Annotated in this window: 20 protein-coding genes and 1 pseudogene; 18 read left to right on the top strand and 3 right to left on the bottom strand. The window is 57.3% G+C overall.

The window, feature by feature from the left end; translation table 11 throughout:
- The first annotated feature begins 288 nt into the window (after positions 1-288).
- The 15 genes from dsrA to Ga0074115_RS11005 all read left to right on the top strand — a co-directional run bounded on the left by dsrA (position 289) and on the right by Ga0074115_RS11005 (position 14,171).
- Positions 289-1,527 carry a dissimilatory-type sulfite reductase subunit alpha gene (gene dsrA / locus Ga0074115_RS11075; RefSeq protein WP_057957310.1) on the top strand — a complete coding sequence of 413 codons (1,239 nt, stop codon included), beginning with the start codon at positions 289-291 and terminating at the stop codon, positions 1,525-1,527.
- A 103-nt stretch (positions 1,528-1,630) separates the two neighbouring features.
- Positions 1,631-2,701: a dissimilatory-type sulfite reductase subunit beta gene (gene dsrB, locus Ga0074115_RS11070; protein ID WP_057957311.1), complete on the top strand. Its 1,071-nt coding sequence runs from the start codon at positions 1,631-1,633 to the stop codon at positions 2,699-2,701.
- 39 nt (positions 2,702-2,740) lie between these two features.
- On the top strand, positions 2,741-3,133 hold the full coding sequence (gene tusD, locus Ga0074115_RS11065) for a sulfurtransferase complex subunit TusD (protein WP_005959720.1): 393 nt from the start codon (positions 2,741-2,743) through the stop codon (positions 3,131-3,133).
- A gap of 16 nt (positions 3,134-3,149) precedes the next feature.
- Complete coding sequence (gene tusC / locus Ga0074115_RS11060) at positions 3,150-3,557, top strand: sulfurtransferase complex subunit TusC (protein WP_005959721.1); 408 nt, start codon at positions 3,150-3,152, stop codon at positions 3,555-3,557.
- Between the two features lie 13 nt (positions 3,558-3,570).
- Positions 3,571-3,876 (top strand): sulfurtransferase complex subunit TusB, encoded by a 306-nt coding sequence (gene tusB / locus Ga0074115_RS11055; RefSeq protein WP_057955990.1) that lies wholly within the window; start codon positions 3,571-3,573, stop codon positions 3,874-3,876.
- Positions 3,877-3,917: 41 nt separating this feature from the next.
- Positions 3,918-4,250 carry a TusE/DsrC/DsvC family sulfur relay protein gene (locus Ga0074115_RS11050; protein WP_005959723.1) on the top strand — a complete coding sequence of 111 codons (333 nt, stop codon included), beginning with the start codon at positions 3,918-3,920 and terminating at the stop codon, positions 4,248-4,250.
- A gap of 71 nt (positions 4,251-4,321) precedes the next feature.
- Positions 4,322-5,044, top strand: a complete 723-nt coding sequence (locus Ga0074115_RS11045) for a respiratory nitrate reductase subunit gamma (protein ID WP_057955991.1) — start codon at positions 4,322-4,324, stop codon at positions 5,042-5,044.
- Positions 5,045-5,074: 30 nt separating this feature from the next.
- On the top strand, positions 5,075-6,610 hold the full coding sequence (gene dsrK, locus Ga0074115_RS11040; RefSeq protein ID WP_060528518.1) for a sulfate reduction electron transfer complex DsrMKJOP subunit DsrK: 1,536 nt from the start codon (positions 5,075-5,077) through the stop codon (positions 6,608-6,610).
- 87 nt (positions 6,611-6,697) lie between these two features.
- Positions 6,698-8,653 (top strand): NAD(P)-binding protein, encoded by a 1,956-nt coding sequence (locus Ga0074115_RS11035; RefSeq protein WP_057955992.1) that lies wholly within the window; start codon positions 6,698-6,700, stop codon positions 8,651-8,653.
- 8 nt (positions 8,654-8,661) lie between these two features.
- Positions 8,662-9,162 (top strand): hypothetical protein, encoded by a 501-nt coding sequence (locus tag Ga0074115_RS11030; protein ID WP_057955993.1) that lies wholly within the window; start codon positions 8,662-8,664, stop codon positions 9,160-9,162.
- Between the two features lie 18 nt (positions 9,163-9,180).
- Positions 9,181-9,933: a sulfate reduction electron transfer complex DsrMKJOP subunit DsrO gene (gene dsrO, locus Ga0074115_RS11025; protein WP_057956004.1), complete on the top strand. Its 753-nt coding sequence runs from the start codon at positions 9,181-9,183 to the stop codon at positions 9,931-9,933.
- Between the two features lie 20 nt (positions 9,934-9,953).
- Complete coding sequence (gene nrfD / locus Ga0074115_RS11020) at positions 9,954-11,147, top strand: NrfD/PsrC family molybdoenzyme membrane anchor subunit (RefSeq protein WP_060528517.1); 1,194 nt, start codon at positions 9,954-9,956, stop codon at positions 11,145-11,147.
- A gap of 99 nt (positions 11,148-11,246) precedes the next feature.
- Positions 11,247-12,641 carry a cobyrinic acid a,c-diamide synthase CobB gene (locus Ga0074115_RS11015; RefSeq protein WP_057955994.1) on the top strand — a complete coding sequence of 465 codons (1,395 nt, stop codon included), beginning with the start codon at positions 11,247-11,249 and terminating at the stop codon, positions 12,639-12,641.
- 17 nt (positions 12,642-12,658) lie between these two features.
- Entirely contained in the window at positions 12,659-12,970 is a 312-nt protein-coding gene (locus Ga0074115_RS11010; RefSeq protein ID WP_057955995.1) for a HesB/IscA family protein, read from the top strand.
- Between the two features lie 94 nt (positions 12,971-13,064).
- Complete coding sequence (locus Ga0074115_RS11005; RefSeq protein ID WP_057955996.1) at positions 13,065-14,171, top strand: hypothetical protein; 1,107 nt, start codon at positions 13,065-13,067, stop codon at positions 14,169-14,171.
- A 49-nt stretch (positions 14,172-14,220) separates the two neighbouring features.
- Here the strand turns inward: Ga0074115_RS11005 and Ga0074115_RS11000 are convergent, their stop codons facing one another.
- From Ga0074115_RS11000 to grxC, 3 genes are read right to left on the bottom strand one after another with little or no spacing between them, the layout of a single operon-like run.
- Positions 14,221-14,679 (bottom strand): hypothetical protein, encoded by a 459-nt coding sequence (locus Ga0074115_RS11000; RefSeq protein ID WP_060528516.1) that lies wholly within the window; start codon positions 14,677-14,679, stop codon positions 14,221-14,223.
- Between the two features lie 7 nt (positions 14,680-14,686).
- Positions 14,687-15,085, bottom strand: coding sequence for an RNA-binding S4 domain-containing protein (locus tag Ga0074115_RS10995; protein WP_057955997.1), 399 nt, complete (start codon positions 15,083-15,085; stop codon positions 14,687-14,689).
- 5 nt (positions 15,086-15,090) lie between these two features.
- Positions 15,091-15,354: a glutaredoxin 3 gene (gene grxC, locus Ga0074115_RS10990; protein WP_057955998.1), complete on the bottom strand. Its 264-nt coding sequence runs from the start codon at positions 15,352-15,354 to the stop codon at positions 15,091-15,093.
- Between the two features lie 265 nt (positions 15,355-15,619).
- Here grxC and pepN point away from each other — a divergent pair, with 265 nt between their 5' ends.
- The 3 genes and pseudogenes from pepN to Ga0074115_RS10975 all read left to right on the top strand — a co-directional run.
- Positions 15,620-18,268 carry an aminopeptidase N gene (pepN, locus tag Ga0074115_RS10985; protein ID WP_198295070.1) on the top strand — a complete coding sequence of 883 codons (2,649 nt, stop codon included), beginning with the start codon at positions 15,620-15,622 and terminating at the stop codon, positions 18,266-18,268.
- Positions 18,265-18,639 carry a sirohydrochlorin chelatase gene (locus Ga0074115_RS10980; protein WP_057956000.1) on the top strand — a complete coding sequence of 125 codons (375 nt, stop codon included), beginning with the start codon at positions 18,265-18,267 and terminating at the stop codon, positions 18,637-18,639. Before pepN ends, Ga0074115_RS10980 begins: the two co-directional genes overlap by 4 nt.
- A gap of 772 nt (positions 18,640-19,411) precedes the next feature.
- Positions 19,412-19,828: pseudogene (locus Ga0074115_RS10975) on the top strand (lamin tail domain-containing protein); the annotation flags it as partial.

The following is a 19,828-nucleotide window of genomic DNA, read 5'->3' as shown; positions in this document are numbered from 1 at the left end:
TTATTAATGGATTATCATGAAATTCATGGATTGAAAGGTGCTCGGTTGGGGAGTTTCTTATCCCAAAGGGGATAGGCGTCGTCTATGCTTACCCTCCCATCGGAAGGATATTTCCGATCATAAGTAAACCCTAAACTTTGCGCCCTGTAGAGGCAGGCTTGTAGCCTGCAACGGCTTCGGATTGCAGGGTGCACGGCTGTATTCTACGCTCGGTGGACGGCCGGGCTGATAGCAACGAATACGAACTGGCCAGAGTCCCCACGTAAACGACCATTGGGAGAAAGAGTGATGGCAAAACAGATGCATGATACCCCCATGCTTGATCAGCTGGAGAGTGGCCCTTGGCCCTCGTTTGTAACCGGCCTCAAGCGTCTCGCGAAGGAAAATGACATCATGGTTGACCTGCTGGGTCAGCTGGAAGAGTCCTACGAGACAAAAAAAGGTTACTGGAAGGGCGGTACCGTTGGCGTTATCGGTTATGGCGGCGGCGTGATTCCACGTTTCACCGAGCTGAAGAATGAGGACGGCACCCCCAAGTTTCCTGCTGCCGCAGAATTCCACACCCTGCGTATCATGCCGCCTCCTGGCATGCACTACGACACCAACACCATTCGTAAATTCTGCGACATCTGGGAGAAGTATGGCTCAGGCTTGATCGCGTTCCACGGTCAGTCCGGTGACATCATGTTCCAGGGGTGCTCCACCGATAATGTCCAGCCTGCCTTCGATGAGCTGAATGAGATGGGCTTCGACATGGGTGGCGCGGGTCCCGCTGTGCGTACCGGCATGTCCTGCGTTGGCGCTGCGCGCTGCGAGCAGTCCTGTGTGGATGAAGGTCGTACCATGCGCATGCTGGTGAACAACGCCCTTGATGATATGCATCGTCCGGCGCTCCCCTACAAGATGAAATACAAGGTCTCCGGTTGCCCGAACGACTGCATGAACTCCGTGCAGCGCGCTGATGTGGCGGTTATCGGCACCTGGCGCGACGACATGAAGGTTGATCAGGCCGAGGTCAAGAAGTACGTCGCCGATATGGGTCGCAAGAAGATCATCGACAACGTCATCACCCGCTGCCCGACCCAGGCCCTGTCGTTGAACGATGACGATACCCTGGCCGTCGACAACAAGAGCTGTGTGCGCTGCATGCACTGCATCAACGTCATGACCAAGGCGCTCTCTCCTGGTGACGACAAAGGTATTACCGTGCTCTGCGGTGGTAAGCGTACCCTGAAGATCGGCGATCTGATGGGTACCGTGATCGTGCCTTTCCACAAGCTGGATAGCGACGAAGATTACGAGTGGCTGGAAGAGCTGGCGACAGAGATCCTGGACTTTTTCGCTGAGAACGCCCTGGAACATGAGCGTACCGGTGAGATGATCGAGCGTATCGGCCTGGTCAACTTCCTCGAAGGCATTGGCCTGGAGGTTGATCCCAACATGATCGAGCGTCCGCGCATGAACCCCTACGTCCGTATGGATGGCTGGGACGAAGAAGCCGCCAAGTGGGCTGAGCGTCAGGCTTAATCATCTGTCGATTGCCCGATAGAGGCAGTTTCATGCGGGGCTCCAGGCTTGCGCCGGAGGCCCCGCAAAGCGAATCAATTACCCTAATTATTAGGAGGTAAGCATGTCGGAACCTCGTATGCCGATTGAGAGTGGCGTTCCCGAGATGGAGCCCTACTTGCACCCCGTCCTGAAGAAGAACTACGGCGCATGGAGCTGGCACGATCGCCCGCGTCCCGGTGTTCTGCATCACGTTGCCAAGAGTGGTGACGAGATCTGGACCGTTCGCGCTGGTACCCAGCGTCAGATGGATCTCTTCACCATCCGTCTGCTGATGGATATCGCCGATGAATTTGCTGAAGGCTATGTGCGCTTTACTATTCGCTCCAACATTGAGTTTATGGTGAGTGCAGAGTCCAAGGTACAGCCCCTGATCGACAAGCTGACCGAGCATGGCTTTCCGATCGGTGGTACTGGTAACTCGGTCTCCATGATCTCTCACACCCAGGGCTTCCTGCACTGCGACATCCCTGGTACGGATGCATCCGGCGCCGTGAAGGCCCTGATGGACGAGCTGATCGACGAGTACACCAAGGAAGAGATGCCGAACCGGGTTCGCATGACCACCTCCTGCTGCCAGATCAACTGCGGTGGCCAGGGTGATATCGCGATCAACATCCAGCACACCAAGCCGCCGCGGATCGATCACGACCAGGTGGCCAACGTCTGTGAGCGTCCCACTGTCGTGGCCCGCTGCCCGGTGGCCGCCATCCGTCCTGCAATGGTCAACGGTAAGCCCTCTCTGGAGATCGACGAGAAGAAGTGCATCTGCTGTGGTGCCTGCTTTCCGCCCTGTCCGCCGATGCAGATCAACGATCCCGAGCACTCCAAGTTTGCGATCTGGGTGGGTGGCAAGAACTCCAACGCCCGATCCAAGCCGACCTTCCATAAGCTGGTCGCCGCTGGCGTACCCAACAATCCGCCGCGTTGGCCTGAGGTCTCTGCCATCGTCAAGCAGATCCTCAATGCCTATAAGGAAGATGCCAAGGATTGGGAACGCATCGGTGAGTGGGCTGAGCGTATCGGCTGGTCCCGCTTCTTCGAGAAGACCGGTCTGCCGTTCACCAAGTATCACATCGATAACTGGCGTGGCGGTCGTGCCAACCTGAACGCCTCTGCTCACATCCGTTTCTAACGGACACTGACAGGGTACTTCAACAGGAAGGTTAAACTGATGAAATTTGCGATTCAGGTAAACGAAGGTCCTTATCAGCATCAAGCGACTGATTCGGCCTATCAATTCACCAAGGCTGCGTTGGAAGCAGGACACGAAATCATGCGTGTCTTCTTCTATCACGATGGCGTGAATAACGGTACCAATCTGACCACTCCGCCCCAGGACGACCGCAACATCGTCGCCCGCTGGAGCGAGTTGGCGGAGAAACACGGTCTGGACCTGGTGGTCTGCGTGGCTGCTGCCCAACGTCGCGGTATCGTCGACGAGGGCGAGATGCAGCGTAACGGTAAGAGTGCGCAGAACATCGCTGACGGCTTCCGGATCTCCGGTCTCGGTCAGTTGGTCGAGGCGGGTGTCCAGTCCGATCGTCTTATGGTTTTCGGTGACTAAGCGCAGGGGTTGAAAGATGGCTGATATTAAAAAATTCATGTATCTCAACCGCCGGGCTCCTTACGGAACCATCTATGCTTGGGAATCGCTGGAGGTGGTGCTGATCGGCGCCGCCTTCGACCAGGACGTCAGTCTGGCCTTCCTTGACGACGGTGTTTACCAGCTGGTCAAGGGGCAGGATACGAGCGAGAGTGATATGAAGAACTTCTCCCCGACCTACCAGGCCCTGGGTGACTACGATGTCACCAAGCTCTATGTCGAGAAAGAGTCTCTCGAAGCGCGTGGCCTGACCCTGGATGACCTGATGCCTCTGACCTATGAGGACGAGGACGACGACTGGGCTGAGAAGGACTCCATTCGTGTCGTGAGCCGTGCTGAACTGGCTGACATCATGGATGAGCAGGACGTCGTTTTCAGTTTCTAAGGGGAGCAAGAGTATGAGCACTTTGCACACAGTGAATAAGTCGCCCTTCGAGAAGAGCTCCATGACGAGCTGTCTCGGCTATGCCAAAGAGGGCAGCGCCGTTCTGCTGTATGAGGATGGCGTCTATGGGGCGATGCAAGGCACCGAGTATGCGGGTAAGGTCCAGGCGGCAAGTGGGGTCAAGTTTTATGTACTTGGTCCTGATCTGAAGACCCGGGGTATAGCAGAAGACAAACTGATCGAAGGTGTTCAGGTTGTCGACTACGCCGGTTTTGTCGCCCTCGCTGCTGAGAGCAGCCGGGTGCAGGCCTGGGTCTGATCAACTGAATTCAATTTAAACGAGAGTTAGGAGAAATCACGATGGCTATCGAAGCTAATGGCAAGACTTTTGAGACTGACGAGGAAGGCTACCTGGTTAACCTGAGCGAGTGGGAGCCTGCGGTCGCTGAGGTTATGGCCAAGGAAGACGACCTGGAACTGACCGACGAGCACTGGGATATCATCAACTTCCTGCGTGAGTACTACGAAGAGTACCAGATCGCTCCCGCCGTGCGCGTTCTGACCAAGGCGGTTGGTAAGAAACTGGGCAAGGAGAAGGGCAACAGCAAGTACCTGTACGCTCTGTTCCCTTACGGCCCAGGTAAGCAGGCTTGCCGTTTCGCCGGCCTGCCGAAGCCGACCGGCTGCATCTAAGTCGTGCCGAGCACCTGGAGAGGGTTCGCCCCTCTCCAGGCCTGAACAAGAACTCTGAGGAACGCAGGAACATGTCAACTGTCTACGCGTTGCTGTTTATCGTAGCGACTCTGGTGATGCTGATTGGATTGGTCCGCAAGATCGTCCAATATGCCAAGACCCCCGCACCTTTAAAGATTCCCACCACGCCGGCGCCTGTAACTCAGACCGGTGTGGTACTGCGTATGTTCCGCGAAGTGGTCTTTTTCGAGAGCCTCTTCAAGAGCACCAAGTGGACCTGGATCTTCTCCTGGATGTTCCACATGGGGCTGTTCGCGGTACTCGCCCGCCACCTGCGTTATTTTATGGACCCTGTGCCGCTGCCAATCCAGCTGCTGCAGCCGATCGGAAAGTATGCGGCATTTGCTATGGTGGCCGGTTTGGTCGGCCTGCTGGTGCGTCGTATCTTCGTTGATCGGGTCCGCTACATTTCGGCTCCCTCTGACTATCTGTGGTTGCTGATGCTGATGGTGATTGGCCTGAGCGGTCTGATGATGACCTTTGTTGTGCACACCGACGTGGTGATGGTGAAGCAGTTCTTTGATGGCCTGTTCACCTTCAGCGGAGGCGCGCTGCCAATGGATTTTGCGCTGCTGGTACATCTGCTGTTGGTGGCTGTACTGATGCTGCTGCTGCCGGTCAGCAAACTGCTGCATATACCTGGCGTGTTTTTCAGTCCTTCACGCAACCAGGTCGATAATCCGCGTGAGAAACGCCACCTGGCGCCTTGGGCGAAGAAGCTCGAAGAATCCTAAGAAATTTACCTGGCCGAACGAGGGCTACACATGGCTAAGGCAAAATTTGAAACGCCGGAACTGAGTGAATACACCGAGGTTCCGAAGATCGAAGAGGGGGTGATGGCGCACCTCAGCCCCTTCGTTGCAGCGCCGGCGCACCAGGAGCCACTGGGCTTTCCCGGCGAGAAGGTGGAAAACTGGCAGGAGGTGGCCATCGAAAAGATGGGCGATCTGCTGAGCCGCTATCGCAGCTTTCAGGTCTATATGGACGCCTGTGTGAAGTGCGGATCCTGCACCGACAAGTGCCACTATTTCCTGAGCACCAAGGATCCGAAAAATATGCCGGTGGGGCGTCAGGATCTCCTGCGTCGCGTCTATCGCCGCTACTTCACCTTCGCTGGCAAATACTTTCCGAAACTGGTGGGCGCGGTCGATCTGACCGATGAGGTGCTGGACGAGTGGTACAGCTACTTCCATCAGTGCTCCCAGTGTCGTCGCTGCTCAGTGTTCTGCCCCTACGGTATCGATACCGCCGAGATCTCTATGGCGGCGCGCGAGATCATGGCGCAGATCGGTGTTGGTCAGAAATACTGCAATGAGATCATCGCCAAGGTTTTTACTGTTGGTAACAATCTGGGCCTCCCTGGCCCCGCGCTGGCTGATACTCTCGAAGGCCTCGAAGAGGACGTCTACGACGATACCGAGGTGGCGGTCAAATATCCGCTCGACAAGAAGGGCGTCGATATCCTACTTGTGACCCCTTCTGCCGACTTTTTTGCCGAGCCCCATGTGGATGGCCTGATCGGTTACGGCAAGGTCTTTCATGAGGCTGGCGTCAGCTGGACTCTCAGCACCACGGCGTCCGAGGCGGCCAACTTTGGCATGTTCATCGGCTCCTATGAAAACATGCGCCGCATCTCGCTGCGGGTTCGCGAAGCAGCCCTGGAATTGGGCGTTAAGCGCATTGTGTTTGGTGAGTGCGGCCACGCTTGGCGCGTTGCCTACAGCTTTCTCAATACCTTGGCAGGACCGTTCGATTTCTTAGATCCCAACTATCCGGTGCCGCAGCATATCTGCGAATTTACCTGGGATGAGATTCAGAAAGGAACACTCGAGCTCAACAAGTCGGAAAATGACGATATGACGCTCACCTTTCACGACTCCTGCAACGTGGCCCGCGCCTCACGCATGGGCGACAAACCTGGCGGCCAGTTTGAGATTCCGCGTAATGTCATCAAGGCGGTCTGCAACAACTACTACGACATGGAGTGGGACACCATCCATGAGCGTACCTACTGCTGCGGTGGTGGTGGTGGTCTGCTGACCGATGATCTGATGGAGATTCGCGTCAAGGGTGCGCTGCCGCGCATGAATGCACTGCGCAACGTCATGGACGAGAAGGGTGTGACCCACATGGCGGCGATCTGCGCGATCTGCAAGAGCCAGTTTACCAAGGTGCTGCCCTACTACGGTATGGACATGTACCAGATCGTCAGTGTTCACCAACTGGTGAGCAATGCGATCGTCCTCAACCGTAAGACTCCGCCGGAAGAGGCTCCCGGTTACGGCGAAGATGACGATTGAGATTTAGCGACTAGCGAATAATTCTGTCGGTCGAAGCATAAGCAAAGCCGGCACTCACAAAATTATATAGGTAAAGGAGACTCAACCATGGCAACTCCTAGCGAAGAGATGAACAAAGACATCACCTGGCGCCGTTTTGAAGATGGCGATGCCGCCTACGACGATTGGACAGATAAGATCTTCATGGAGGATACCTCCTACAAGTGTCCTACCTATATTCAGCGTACCCCGCCCTGCCAGGGCAGTTGCCCCTCTGGTCACGACATTCGTAGCTGGTTGGCTATCGTGCGTGAGGAAGAGAAGCCTGAAGAGGGTATGGAGTGGAAAGAGTATGCCTTCAGACGTGCGACCTCTTCCAACCCCTTCCCGTCGATGATGGGTCGCGTTTGTCCGGCGCCTTGCCAAGATGGTTGCAACCGCAACGAAGTGGAAGATTTTGTTGGTATCAACTCGGTTGAGCAGTATATCGGGGATAGCGCTATTGAGGCGGGCTTTAAGTTTGAGGCTGGCGCCGATACGGGCAAGAAGGTTGCTGTGATCGGTGGCGGCCCGGCTGGCCTGGCAGCTGCCTTCCAACTGCGCAGCAAAGGTCACGGCGTCACCCTGTTCGAGGAGAACGAGGAGTTGGGCGGGATGATGCGCTACGGCATTCCTGGCTATCGTATCCCGCGTGAACGGCTCGATGCCGAGATCCAACGCATCGTTGAGATGGGCGTTGAGGTGCGTAACAAGACCCGTGTTGGTCGTGATGTGGCGGTTGCCGATCTGGAGAAGGAGTACGATGCGATCCTATGGGCACTGGGCTGCCAGAGCGGTCGCGGTCTGCCGATCCCCGGTTGGGACGACACCCCTAACTGCGTCTCCGGTGTTGCTTTCCTCAAGGCCTTCAACGAAGGCCGCATGAAGGTCACTGCCGACAAGGTGGTCTGCATCGGTGGTGGTGACACTTCCATCGACGTGGTCTCCGTGGCACGTCGCCTGGGGCACATAAAGCACATCAACCCCACCGATCGTCCGGAGCTGGTGGTGCGCGATGGCTTCGTGGTACACGATGCCGCCAACGCTGCCGCTGCACAGGGCTCCGAAGTCACCCTGACCTCTCTGTTCCCCAAGGAGCAGATGATGGCCGCAGAGCACGAAGTGAGCGATGCCACTACCGAGGGTGTCACCATCCTCGACGGCATGATGCCACTGGAGGTAATTAAGGGTGAGGATGGCCGTGCCACCGCCCTGAAAATCTGCGCCTGCACCATGGATGGCATGCGTCCGATCCCGGTTGAGGGTACCGAGCGTGTCATCGAGGCCGATCTGATCGTGTCCGCCATCGGTCAGGGCGGTGACTTGGAGGGCCTGGAGGATTTCGATAACGGTCGTGGTCTGATCGACGCCGACAAGTCCTATCAGGTGCCCGGCAAGCCTGGCCACTTCGTTGCTGGTGACATCATCCGTCCGCACCTGCTGACTACCGCTATCGGTCAGGCGCGTGTTGCGGTCGAGAGTATCGACACCTACATGAAGCACGAAGAGCTTGGTAAGCGTCCCAAGGTTGATGTCAATCACTTCAGCCTGATGAGCAAGTTGAAAGAGGCGCACCTGGAGCTGGAGCACTTCGACAGCACGAAAGGCGATCTGCGTGGCACCAACTCTGCGAAATACGCCGTGCACAACTTCGAGGATCGTTCCAAGCAGGAGATCATCCCTGCCGATGAGTTGTTCCTCGGTCACTTCACGCCGACTCCGCGGAATATCCGCTCCGAGTCTGTACCCAGCTCCGATGAAGTGTTGGGCCACTTCCACGAGCGCCTGATTGCGCTTAACGAGGAGCAGGTGCAGGCTGAAGCCAAGCGTTGCATGAGCTGTGGAATGTGCTTCGAGTGTGATAACTGTGTGGTCTTCTGCCCTCAGGATGCGGTGTTCCGCGTCAAGAAGAACGAGTCCACCACCGGTCGTTATGTCGACACCGACTACAGTAAGTGCATCGGCTGCCATGTCTGCACCGATGTTTGCCCGACCGGCTACATTCAGATGGGTCTTGGTGAATAGGAGCTGAGATGTGTAGTTCAATCGACAGCATCAAGCGATTCACCGCACTGCTGGCGGGGGCCGTTTTAACGGTCTCCGCGATGCAGACAGTCGGTGCAAGCGCTGTAACTGAGGGGTCGAAGGCGGCTTCGATGGATAGTTGTGTGGCACCGACGGAAGATATGCGTCGCAACCACATGGACTATCTCAAGCATGAACGGGTCGAGACCGTACGTGGCGGTATCCGTGGTTCGAAGTACAGCCTTGCAGGCTGTATCGATTGCCATGCTTCGAAGGATCAGAGTGGTAATCCACTGCCGGTCACCGACGAGGGTCAGTTCTGCCAGAAATGCCACAGCTATCTGGCAGTGCAGCCCGCCTGTTTTCAGTGTCATCGCACTACCCCTGCTGAGGGTGGCGCAACGCTGGGTGCAGTCGATCTGAACAGTATGACTTACGAACAGCTGGATGCTTTGAGCTTGATGCAGTGGCATCCGGCGGTATCCAAAGATGTTTCCAACGCCCGCTGAGTGGCGGAGAGACTGATCATGAGTATGAAAAGTGACCAGCCTGATATGAACCGCCGCAAGCTGCTGGGGACTACCCTGGCTGCAAGTGGCGCGGTGGTTGTCGCCCCGGGGGTTCTGCTACACAGCGTCGCCGGTGCAGAAACTGCGACAGAAGGCGCCTCCTCCAAGCACCGCTGGGGGATGCTGATCGATGCAAACAAGTGTGCTGATGGCTGCAGCGCATGTGTCGATGCCTGTAACCAGGAGCATGGCCTGACCTCTCACGGCCGCCCTGAAACGGATGCGCAGTGGATTCGCACCGTCAAGTTGCGCGATCTGCATACCGGTCGTGAAAATCGCCTGGTGATGATGTGCCAGCATTGTGAAACTCCACCCTGTGTGGATGTCTGCCCAACCGGCGCTTCATTCAAGCGCGCTGATGGCATTGTGCTGGTGGATCGACATCGCTGCATTGGCTGCCGCTACTGCATGATGGCTTGTCCCTATAAGGCACGCTCCTTTGTGCATGAAACGCTGGAGAATCAGTCGATCAACCAGCCTAGAGGTAAGGGTTGCGTTGAGGGTTGCACCCTCTGTGTGCATCGTATCGATCGGGGAGAACTGGTCACTGCCTGTCAGGAGGCTTGTGCCAAAGAGGGTCATAACGCGATCCTGTTTGGTGATCTGAACGATCCCGAAAGCGATCTCTCAGAGGCCCTAAGAGAACACAACAGTCAGCAGATTCGCGCCGACCTTAAGTTGAACACCGGCGTACGCTACACCAATATCTGATGGCAGGGGGCCGAACAACAATGACGAAAATGCATTATCGCGAGCTCTACTGTGGTACGCCGCTACGTTTCTGGGGGGGCTTGGCACTACTCGGCGCAATTGTCGCGATTGGTATGGGTGCCGCTTACTACATGGAGCATCATGGTCACTGGGTGACCGGCATGACCAACCAGGTGGTCTGGGGCCTGCCCCATGTGTTTGCGATCTTTCTGATCGTGGCTGCATCCGGCGCGCTCAATGTAGCATCGATCGGTTCGGTGTTTGGCGGGCCGATGTATAAGCCGCTGGGACGCTATTCCGGGCTGCTGGCGATCGGCCTTCTGGCCGGTGGACTGGCGGTGCTGATGCTTGATCTGGGGCGTCCAGACCGCCTGATTGTGGCGATGACCAGCTACAACTTTAAGTCGATCTTTGCCTGGAATGTCATCCTCTATTCAGGATTTTTCGGCATCGTCGGTGTCTACCTCTGGGTCATGATGGACCGCACGGTGAATCGCTTCTACCGCCCGGTTGCCTTTGCGGCCTTCTTCTGGCGCCTGATGCTCACCACTGGTACTGGCTCGATCTTCGGTTTTCTAGTGGCCCGTGAGGCCTATGACGCAGCGATTATGGCACCGATGTTCATCATCATGTCGTTTAGCTATGGTCTGGCGTTCTTCATTATCACCCTGCAGTCGGCCTACGCCTGGGGCGATCGTCAGCTAGGCGATCTTCGCCTCGCCAAGCTGAAGAATCTGCTTGGTGTGTTTATTGGTGCGGTGCTCTATTTCACCTTGGCTTACCATCTCACTAATCTCTACATCACTCAGCATCACGGCATTGAGGCCTTTATCCTGCTCAATGGTGGTGTCTACACGGTGATGTTCTGGTTGGGACAGATTGTTATCGGCTCTCTTATTCCACTGGTTCTGATCTATTCGCCGGCCTTTGTGGCATCCCGTTGGGCAGTTGCTGCTGCCTCGGTGATGGTTCTTATCGGTGGCTTCTTCCAGGTCTATCTGATCGTCATCGGAGGCCAGGTCTTCCCGATGACCATCTTTCCGGGTAAAGAGGTAATCGAAAGTAGCTTCTATGACGGCGTGATCAACAGCTATGTGCCAACCTTTGCAGAGGGGGCCCTCGGTGTTGCAGGTATTGCCATCGCTATGGCCCTGGTTGCAGTTGGTGCCCGGATGTTCAAGGTCTTTCCCGAGAGCCTGGAAGATCCACAATAACCACAAGATCCTGCGCCTTGTCTTATGGCTGGGCGCGGGTTGAAAATATCCACCACCAGCAATTTGGCTGTTGGTGGATATTTTTTTGCCAGCTAGAAAATGTCAGCTTTTTACATATCAGCCGCTCACAAATCATCCGGCAAGACGACCCTCTCTATTGGCTTGGTACGGGCTCTGCGTAATCGAGGGCTGAGTCTGCAGACCTTCAAAAAGGGGCCCGATTACATTGACCCGATATGGTTGGGCAGTGCCAGTGGCAACGCCTGTTATAACCTCGATTTTTACACCCAGCATCGCCGCGAGATCACGGAACTGTTTCAGCAGTACAGCAGTGGGCCGCAGGTCACTCTGGTAGAGGGCAACAAAGGCCTCTACGATGGCATGGACTTGCAGGGTGAGGATTGCAATGCGGCGATGGCCAAGTTGCTGGGTCTGCCGGTGATTCTGGTGATAAACGCCAAGGGGATCACCCGCGGCGTGGCACCACTGCTGCTTGGCTATCAGGCGTTCGACCCGGATGTAAAGATCGCAGGCGTGATTCTGAATCAAGTCAGCGGCCCACGCCACGAGACTAAACTGCGCAGGGTGGTTGAGCACTACACCGATATCCCCCTGCTTGGCGCGGTGGCTGCTGATCCGCAGATGGTGATCGACGAGCGACACCTCGGTCTCAAGCCGAGCAATGAGCAGTCACAGGCCGAGGCGAAGATCAACTATCTGGCGGAAGTGGTGGAACGGCAGATCGATATCGAGCAACTACTCGAGAACACCGTGCGAGTGCAAGCGCAAGTGCAAGCGCCGCCATCCAACGCTGTTGAGACGGTACAGCCTTTTGTCGGTCTGCGTATCGGCTATCCGGCCGACACTGCCTTTGGCTTCTACTACCCTGATGACATGCAGGCGATGCGGCGGCTGGGTGCTGAACTCCTCCCCTTCGATTCGCTGCATGATAGCCATATTCCAGCGGTTGATGGTCTGTTTCTTGGCGGCGGATTTCCAGAAACCGCGATGGCTGAGTTGGAGGCCAACCAGCCGCTGCTTACCGAAATCAAGGCGTTTATCGAGGCAGGTGGACCAGTTTACGCAGAATGTGGGGGGTTGATGTTGTTATGTCGAACACTGACCTGGCAGGGCAAAACTTGTAGAATGGCGGCCGTTATTCCAGCTGATGCGGTGATGCACGAGAAGCCCCAGGGTAGGGGGTATATCCGCCTGCGTGAGACCGGTGCCATGCCTTGGCCTGGCGCGAAGACGGATGCAGCCCCGATCCATGCTCATGAGTTCCACTATTCCGCACTGCAGGGATTGGATCTGGCAGCCTGCACGTTCGCCTACCGGGTGGAGCGGGGTACCGGGATCGACGGCGAGCATGACGGCTATATCTACAAAAACCTCCTCGCCAACTACGCTCATATGCGCAGTGTCGGGGGCAACCACTGGGTTGAGCGTTTTCTCAGCCATGTACGCAGTTGCAGTCGGGCGGAAGCACCCTAGGACTTGAAGGAAAGCAGATGTTTAAGTTGACCAAACAAGCAGCAGAACAGATCATCGAAGCAGCACGACAGGGTGGCACCGAGGGAATGGCGCTGCGCTTTGCCGCACGCCGCAAAGAGGATGGCTCTTTCGATTATCTGATGGGATTTGACGAGGCCAAAGAGGATGATATCCGCTTCACATCCGAAGGCATAAGTATCGTCATCGAACCTGAATATGTCCCGCTGCTCGATGAAACCACCATGGATTATGCTGCCATGGAAGATGGTGAGAACAAATTCATCTTCATCAACCCCAAGGATGCCAACTACACTCCACTGGCCGATTAGTCTGGTCGATGGAGTCTCCCCCCATCCTTTACTCCCCCTTCAGCAAAAAACCGCTGACAGCGGTGGTCCTAAAGCTATATAGAGAGACTGAGCGATGGCGCTGTCGAGTGAAGATGCTCTGCGTCTGAACGTCCTGCTGGCAAACAAGCCGAAGGCAATTCGTATCGATGAGTCGTCGATGACCCTCTATGGCCTCAGCGAGAAAGGTGAGGCCAAGGTCAGCCTCAACCCCAATTGTCGCGACGAGCAGTATCTGCGCCAGGTGCGGGAGACCCTGTCGGGCCATGTGTTGGGCTCTCCGGGCGGCTACCCGATCTACCTGCAGCGCTGGACCCGCATGGGTCAAACCCGTGACGACAACCTGGAACAGTTGCTGCTGCTGGGGGAACCCGAGGCGGTGGTAGCGGTCAGCTGCGCGCGTGGACTCACTGATGAGCTTGCACGGCTCGCCTGGTGGGCGGGTCAGCAGCCGGATAATGCGCGCCGCATGCTGAGCAATCCGGCGGTGGTGGCGGGCAGCATGGGGCCTGAACTGGCCAATTTCCTGATTGAGTTTCTGCCGTTCGAGAACGAACCGGAAGTGATGGTGGAGGATCTGCGTCTCGCACTGCAACCGGGCTTGGTCAGTGACGAGATGCGTGCAAAATTGTGGAAGCGCGCTGAGAAGAAGCCGGTCTACTATCTCGGTTTTCTTGCCAGCACTCCGGATGACCTGCCGGAAAAACTCCCAGCCCGTGCCGACTATGCGGCCTGTCAAAGCGAACTGGAACCACTGGCTGAGGCGGGAAACTGCACCGCGCAACAGTTGCTGCGGTTGCTCGATGCGCCCGGTCAGGGTTTCCTGATGGGAGTGGCGCGGGTGCTAAAAAAGCCGTCTAATCAGGAGGTTATCAGCCTGCTGCTGGATGTGGTGCGTAACTACCTGAGTGCATTGCGTGCGGCTGGTGATCCCGACCTCACTCTCGAGGAGTTGCAGCGGGAGGTGGAAACGCTCAACGAAGAGGAGCGTGCCTGCCTGGCGGTGCTGCCTGAAATGGCGAATGAGCTACGCGCCATGCGGCTGCTCTCCGGACTGGGCTATGGCGTGTTGCGCCCAGTCTTCAGCAGGAGTGACGCGATCGGCTCATTGATGCGGCGCAAGCTGGAGCCGATTTTGACCCCCTTGGGCGACTATCTGAGCTGCCTGCGCAGCGATCGCTGATTGCTTTGCAGACTAGCCGGAATGGGCTCGATTCGACCTGCTGGTGCTGTTAGCGTGTGCTGCGCAGGCTGGGCCGCCCCTTGTAAGCAGACACCTGCTGGATCAGGTTCTGAAAGGGGAGTTTGTCGATAGAGCCATAGCTGCCGATCGCCTCGCGCAAAAGTGTCTCGATATCGGCGATGGGATCTGGGATCTCCCGCTCTGGATTGAGCGAAGCAAACACCCCGCGCAGACCGCCGACCTGCAGCCGCATTGCCTTGCCATGGGGCAGCGCAGCCGCCTCATCGTTCAGTTTGAGTGCGAAGCGGGCGTGGTGGCGGAGGGTTTCAAGAAATTCGATGCAAATGGTCTGAAATTGATCCGACTCACAATGCACACCCTCCCGTTCTGCCAGGTGGATTTTGCTGGAGCGGGTACAGCGACACTTGCTGCTGAGCACGCTTTTTTCGAACGCACAGAAACGGTCATTGAGTTCCCGGTAGGTGCGGCGATAGGCGTCCTGATCCATCGGCAGGCTACTCCCCTTTGGCAGTGAATCGGTGGATCATTCGGCGGTCCCGTTTGCTGGGTTTGCCGCGCATCGAGTGGGGCTCCACAGCCCGCTGTTCGCGCAGTTCCTGGGTTAGGCGCTGGCGCCGCAGGAAGCTCTCTTCTGACTCGACGTAGAAGGTCTTTGCCTCTTCCGCCGGGCGCCGCTTGCTGGCCGCAACCTTCACCTCCAGCTCCCACTCCAGAGAACCTTTGTGGATGCGCAGCTGGCTACCCGCCTTGATCTCCTTGCCTGGCTTGGTGCGCTGACCATTGAGGTGCACCTTGCCGCCGTTGATCGCCTCACAGGCGAGCTGACGCGTCTTGAAAAAACGCGCCGCCCAGAGCCATTTGTCGAGACGTACCTTGGCGGTTTCACCCTGCATGCTGCTCAGCTTTCCGCCAGCCCCAGCAGCTGATCGAGGCGGCCCGCCATCTCCAGCGCCGCCATATCGTCATAACCGCCGACATGAAATTCGTCGATGAAGATCTGCGGTACTGTGTTGCGTTGGCTGCGCTGCAACATCTCCTGCATGGCATCCTGGTTCATGTCAATGCGGATCTCGTCGAACTCGACCCCCTTATTGTTCAGCAGATATTTTGCGCGTACGCAGTAGGGGCAGACCGCCGTCGTGTACATAACTACCTTGGGCATTTGAAACTAATCTCCTTTGTAACCGAATGCCGGCCGGCACTTCTGATTTGAAATTATAGTGATAAGCAGATTTTAACACGCCAACAGCTGATTGCCGGTTGGGCCGAGTGGCTGGGCAGAGCTGTAGCACAGGGCATCCTAGCAGTGCTGATTTGTCTGATCTAGCTGGAAATCGGCACTATTCTGCATCAATGCAGCAGAATTTCCAGGTTTGTGCTTCCGCTATTTACCAGTAATATCGGGCCTCCACAACTGGGGGAAACTGATGCGATCCGACAACCCAAACACCATCTATCTCAAAGACTACCAGTCACCGGCCTTCTTTATCGAACAGGTTGAACTCAGCTTCGATCTGTTCGACAGCCACACCCTGGTGGAGAGCCGCCTGCAGCTGCGCCGTAACCCGCAGCGGGAGGCGGAGGCACTAGTGCTGGACGGGGAGCAGCTCGAACTGCTCTCGCTGCAGCTGGATGACCGGCCGTTAGCAGCGGAGGAGTACCGGGTCGGTGCCACGAGCCTGACCATTGATCAGGTGCCCGACAGTTTCGAGCTGAAGTGCCGGGTGCGAATCCTGCCGCAGCAGAACACCGCGCTGGAGGGGCTCTATCAGTCGGGCAGTATGTTCTGCACCCAGTGTGAGGCGGAGGGCTTCCGCCGCATCACCTACTTCTTAGACCGGCCCGACGTAATGAGCCGCTTCACCACCAGCATCACCGCCAAGCGAAGCGCCTACCCGGTGCTGCTCTCCAACGGCAATCTGGTCGCCGAAGAGCTGCTGGGGGATGGGCGCCACCGGGTGCGCTGGGAAGACCCATTCCCCAAGCCCTGCTACCTGTTTGCCCTGGTGGCTGGTGATCTGCGCGACATCCGCGACAGTTACACCACCGCCTCCGGTCGCGAGGTGGATCTGCGCATCTACGTGGAGCCGGAGAACATCGACAAGTGCGAGCACGCCATGCGCTCGCTGAAAAACGCCATGCGCTGGGACGAGCAGCACTACGGTCGTGAGTACGACCTCGATATCTACATGATCGTGGCGGTTAACGACTTCAACATGGGGGCGATGGAGAACAAGGGTCTCAACGTCTTCAACTCCAAATATGTGTTGGCCCGCCCCGACACCGCCACCGACCAGGACTTTCAGGGTATCGAGGGAGTGATCGCCCACGAATACTTTCACAATTGGACCGGCAACCGCATCACCTGTCGTGACTGGTTTCAGCTTAGCCTCAAAGAGGGGCTGACGGTGTTCCGCGATCAGGAATTCTCCGCCGACATGGGCTCCCGCGGGGTCAAACGGATCGAGGATGTGCGGCTGTTGCGTGCTCACCAGTTTGCCGAAGACGCCGGCCCGATGGCCCACCCGGTGCGCCCCGACTCCTACATCGAGATCAACAACTTCTACACCGTCACCGTCTATGAGAAGGGCGCTGAGGTGGTGCGCATGCAAGCCCATCTGTTGGGGTCGGAGGACTACCGCAAGGCCACCGATCTCTACTTTGAGCGCCACGACGGCCAGGCGGTGACCACTGACGACTTCGTCAAATGCATGGAGGACGCCAGTGGCCGCCACCTGGAGCAGTTTCGCCACTGGTACCGCTACGCCGGCACGCCGGTGCTGGAGGTGGATGAGAGCTACGATGCTGCCAGCCAGCGCTACAGCCTGACCATCAGCCAGCACTGCCCCGACACCCCGGGGCAGCGTAACAAGCCGCCGTTCCACATCCCTGTCGCGATCGGCCTGCTCGACGCCCAAGGCAATGATCTGCCGCTGCAGCTGGCAGGGGAGGTGGCGCCGGTCGGTATCCAACGGGTGCTGGAGCTGCGCGATCAGATCGAGACCTTCCACTTCGTCGGCATCCCGGAACGTCCCGTGCCCTCCCTGTTGCGCGGCGGCTCAGCGCCGGTGAAGCTGGAGATGGCGTTGTTGGACCCGGTGTTGATGTTCCGCATGGCCCACGACAGCGACGGCTTCAACCGTTGGGATGCGGCGCAACTGCTGGCGCAACGGCTGATCCTGAAGATGGTGGAGCAGCGTGCGGCGGGTGCGCAGATGGAGGTGCCTGCAGGCTTCATCGACGCCTTTCGCCAGACCCTTGTCAGTGCTGATGAGGATCAGGCGCTGCTGGCCCAGGTGCTCTCCCTGCCCGCTGAGGGCTATCTGGGCGATCAGATGGAGGAGGTGGATGTGGAGGGGGTCCACGCCGCTCGTGAGCGGCTGCGCCAGCAGCTGGCCGAATCTCTGCACGATGAGCTGGTCGCACTGGTAGAGGCGAATCGGGAGCAGGGCGAATACCGCATCGAACCGGCCGATATCGGGCGGCGCAGCCTGCGTAATCTGGCGCTGCACTACCTGATGGCAGCGGGCTCGGAACAGGCGCTGCAGCTCTGTCTGGCGCAGTACCAGGCTGGCCACAACATGACCGATGTGCTGGCGGCGCTGGCGCTGCTGGCGGCCAGTGATGCCCCGCAACGCACAGAGGCGCTGGCCGATTTCGAGTCGCGCTGGCGAGACGACCCGCTGGTGATGGACAAGTGGTTTGCGGTGCAGGCGATGGCGCCGCGGGCAGATACCCTGGAGACAGTGCAGGGCCTGATGTCGCACCCGGTCTTTTCAATGCGTAACCCCAACAAGGTGCGCGGCCTGATCGGTACCTTCTGCGGCGCCAACCCGATCCAGTTCCATCGTGCCGATGGGGCGGGTTACCGTTTCCTGGCGGATCGGGTGCTGGAGCTTGACCCGCTCAATCCGCAGGTGGCAGCGTGTCTGTTGCGTCTGATGAGCCGCTGGCAGCGCTATGATGGAGCACGCCAGGCCTTGATGAAGGGGCAGTTTGAGCAGGTGCTGCAGCAACCAGGACTGTCGCGGGATCTGTTCGAGATCGCCGAGAAGAGCCTGGAGGCGGGGCAGTGACACAGGCCTTATTGATCGTTGCCCACGGCAGCCGCCGTGAGGCCTCCAATCAGGAGGTGCGCCAGCTCACAGAGCAGGTGAAGGTGCGGGCGGGGCCGCTCTATGCAGAGGTGGCCTGCGCCTTCCTGGAACTGGCAGAGCCCTCAATTCCAGAGGGGATTCACAATTGTATCGCCAACGGTGCAGATCATCTGCTGGTGTTGCCCTACTTTCTCTCCGCCGGGCGTCACGTAAGCCAGGACATTCCCAAGATCCTGGCGCGGGCGCGCGAAATCTACCCGGGCGTTGCGATTGAACTGGCTCCCTATCTGGGCGCTGCTGATGCGATTCCCGAGCTGCTGTTAACGGTTGCCGAACAGCAGGGGTGCTGAAAACACTGCGGGTTAGGCTGGCTGCACAGACAGCTGAACAGCCGGCTATCTCGGATAGCCGGCTGTTTCATGTGGCGAACATCCTCGAAATAACACAATTCAGTCGCGTTGCTGGGAGGGTCGAGAAATCTTACAAGTCGCGCGGGAAGTTAAGTCATTTTTATGAATTATATTCTTATAATATCACTTTAAGTCATTAATTCTAATAATAATTTAATTATTTTTTTATGTTCGGAATGAGCGAGACTCTGATAAAGGGTTTAGCCAAATAGATAGATTCGATCGATGTTTTATTAGTAAAACAGTGGGTTATCTGTCTGTGGTGGATCGGCCTTCGGCGGGAATCGCGCCCTTGTCTGCTGTTTTCAAAGTGAAGCTGGGAATGGTGTTGCATCGGTGTTGGTTTAGGCATGGGAATGCAGATCTTTAATCAGTTGTCGGAAATCTTTACACCGATCGATCCTCGAGGATTCGTCTCTTTGTTATAACTCCTTGTTTAATAAGGTAATAAAAAACCCTGTCATAATTCTTGCTTGGGTATTCCCAAAATAATCTTGGGCACGACTTTTTGCTGGGGGGCAAGGGGATGGGCAAAGCATGGATAAGGACTCAAGCAGCAGGCAGAGCACAAAAGCCGGCTTCATTTCACGCTACAAAACGTCAAACGCTATTTTTACGAGCTCTTTTCACTCTATGTGCGCTCGTTGTCAGTCTGCCTGCTTGGGCTGATTACAGCCTGGTCTATAGCGAGACCGCGGAGCGTGCCGGCAGCATGCCGTTGGCCGAGGCGGTGGTGGTCGGCGACCTCTACGCACGGCTGCTTCCGGAAGATGGCGGCATTGAACAGGTGCGTTTCTACCTGGACGGTTCGGGTTCGGTGCTCAAAACAGAGCGCAGGGCTCCCTACGACCTGCAGGGCGGGTCGAGCTCCGCGGCCACCCCCTTCGACACCACCGATCTGGCCGACGGCGCGCACACTCTGCGCAGCCTGGTGGATCTCAGGGATGGCAGTCAACTGAGCTTCGAGACCACATTCACGGTGGCCAACGATGGATCGCCCAATGATGCACCACAGCTGGCGTCCATCGGCGACCAGGCACTGCTGGTGGGTGACAGCGCGGCGCTGTTGATCTCTGCCAGTGATGCCAACGGCGACCTGTTGAGCTTCTCCAGCTCCGCCCTGCCGGCC

Origin of the sequence: endosymbiont of Ridgeia piscesae, assembly GCF_001443665.1 — a bacterium.
Taxonomy (GTDB): Bacteria; Pseudomonadota; Gammaproteobacteria; order Chromatiales; family Chromatiaceae; genus Endoriftia; species Endoriftia persephonae.
Note: the sequence above shows the minus strand (reverse complement) of the source record. Positions and strands in the feature narration are given on the sequence as shown.

Bases quoted from the DNA above. Each gene is read 5' to 3' on its own strand.
- dsrA (WP_057957310.1), top strand. From the start codon at position 289: ATGGCAAAACAGATGCATGATACCCCCATGCTTGATCAGCTGGAGAGT.
- dsrB (WP_057957311.1), top strand. From the start codon at position 1,631: ATGTCGGAACCTCGTATGCCGATTGAGAGTGGCGTTCCCGAGATGGAG.
- tusD (WP_005959720.1), top strand. From the start codon at position 2,741: ATGAAATTTGCGATTCAGGTAAACGAAGGTCCTTATCAGCATCAAGCG.
- tusC (WP_005959721.1), top strand. From the start codon at position 3,150: ATGGCTGATATTAAAAAATTCATGTATCTCAACCGCCGGGCTCCTTAC.
- tusB (WP_057955990.1), top strand. From the start codon at position 3,571: ATGAGCACTTTGCACACAGTGAATAAGTCGCCCTTCGAGAAGAGCTCC.
- Ga0074115_RS11050 (WP_005959723.1), top strand. From the start codon at position 3,918: ATGGCTATCGAAGCTAATGGCAAGACTTTTGAGACTGACGAGGAAGGC.
- Ga0074115_RS11045 (WP_057955991.1), top strand. From the start codon at position 4,322: ATGTCAACTGTCTACGCGTTGCTGTTTATCGTAGCGACTCTGGTGATG.
- dsrK (WP_060528518.1), top strand. From the start codon at position 5,075: ATGGCTAAGGCAAAATTTGAAACGCCGGAACTGAGTGAATACACCGAG.
- Ga0074115_RS11035 (WP_057955992.1), top strand. From the start codon at position 6,698: ATGGCAACTCCTAGCGAAGAGATGAACAAAGACATCACCTGGCGCCGT.
- Ga0074115_RS11030 (WP_057955993.1), top strand. From the start codon at position 8,662: ATGTGTAGTTCAATCGACAGCATCAAGCGATTCACCGCACTGCTGGCG.
- dsrO (WP_057956004.1), top strand. From the start codon at position 9,181: ATGAGTATGAAAAGTGACCAGCCTGATATGAACCGCCGCAAGCTGCTG.
- nrfD (WP_060528517.1), top strand. From the start codon at position 9,954: ATGACGAAAATGCATTATCGCGAGCTCTACTGTGGTACGCCGCTACGT.
- Ga0074115_RS11015 (WP_057955994.1), top strand. From the start codon at position 11,247: ATGTCAGCTTTTTACATATCAGCCGCTCACAAATCATCCGGCAAGACG.
- Ga0074115_RS11010 (WP_057955995.1), top strand. From the start codon at position 12,659: ATGTTTAAGTTGACCAAACAAGCAGCAGAACAGATCATCGAAGCAGCA.
- Ga0074115_RS11005 (WP_057955996.1), top strand. From the start codon at position 13,065: ATGGCGCTGTCGAGTGAAGATGCTCTGCGTCTGAACGTCCTGCTGGCA.
- Ga0074115_RS11000 (WP_060528516.1), bottom strand. From the start codon at position 14,679: ATGGATCAGGACGCCTATCGCCGCACCTACCGGGAACTCAATGACCGT.
- Ga0074115_RS10995 (WP_057955997.1), bottom strand. From the start codon at position 15,085: ATGCAGGGTGAAACCGCCAAGGTACGTCTCGACAAATGGCTCTGGGCG.
- grxC (WP_057955998.1), bottom strand. From the start codon at position 15,354: ATGCCCAAGGTAGTTATGTACACGACGGCGGTCTGCCCCTACTGCGTA.
- pepN (WP_198295070.1), top strand. From the start codon at position 15,620: ATGCGATCCGACAACCCAAACACCATCTATCTCAAAGACTACCAGTCA.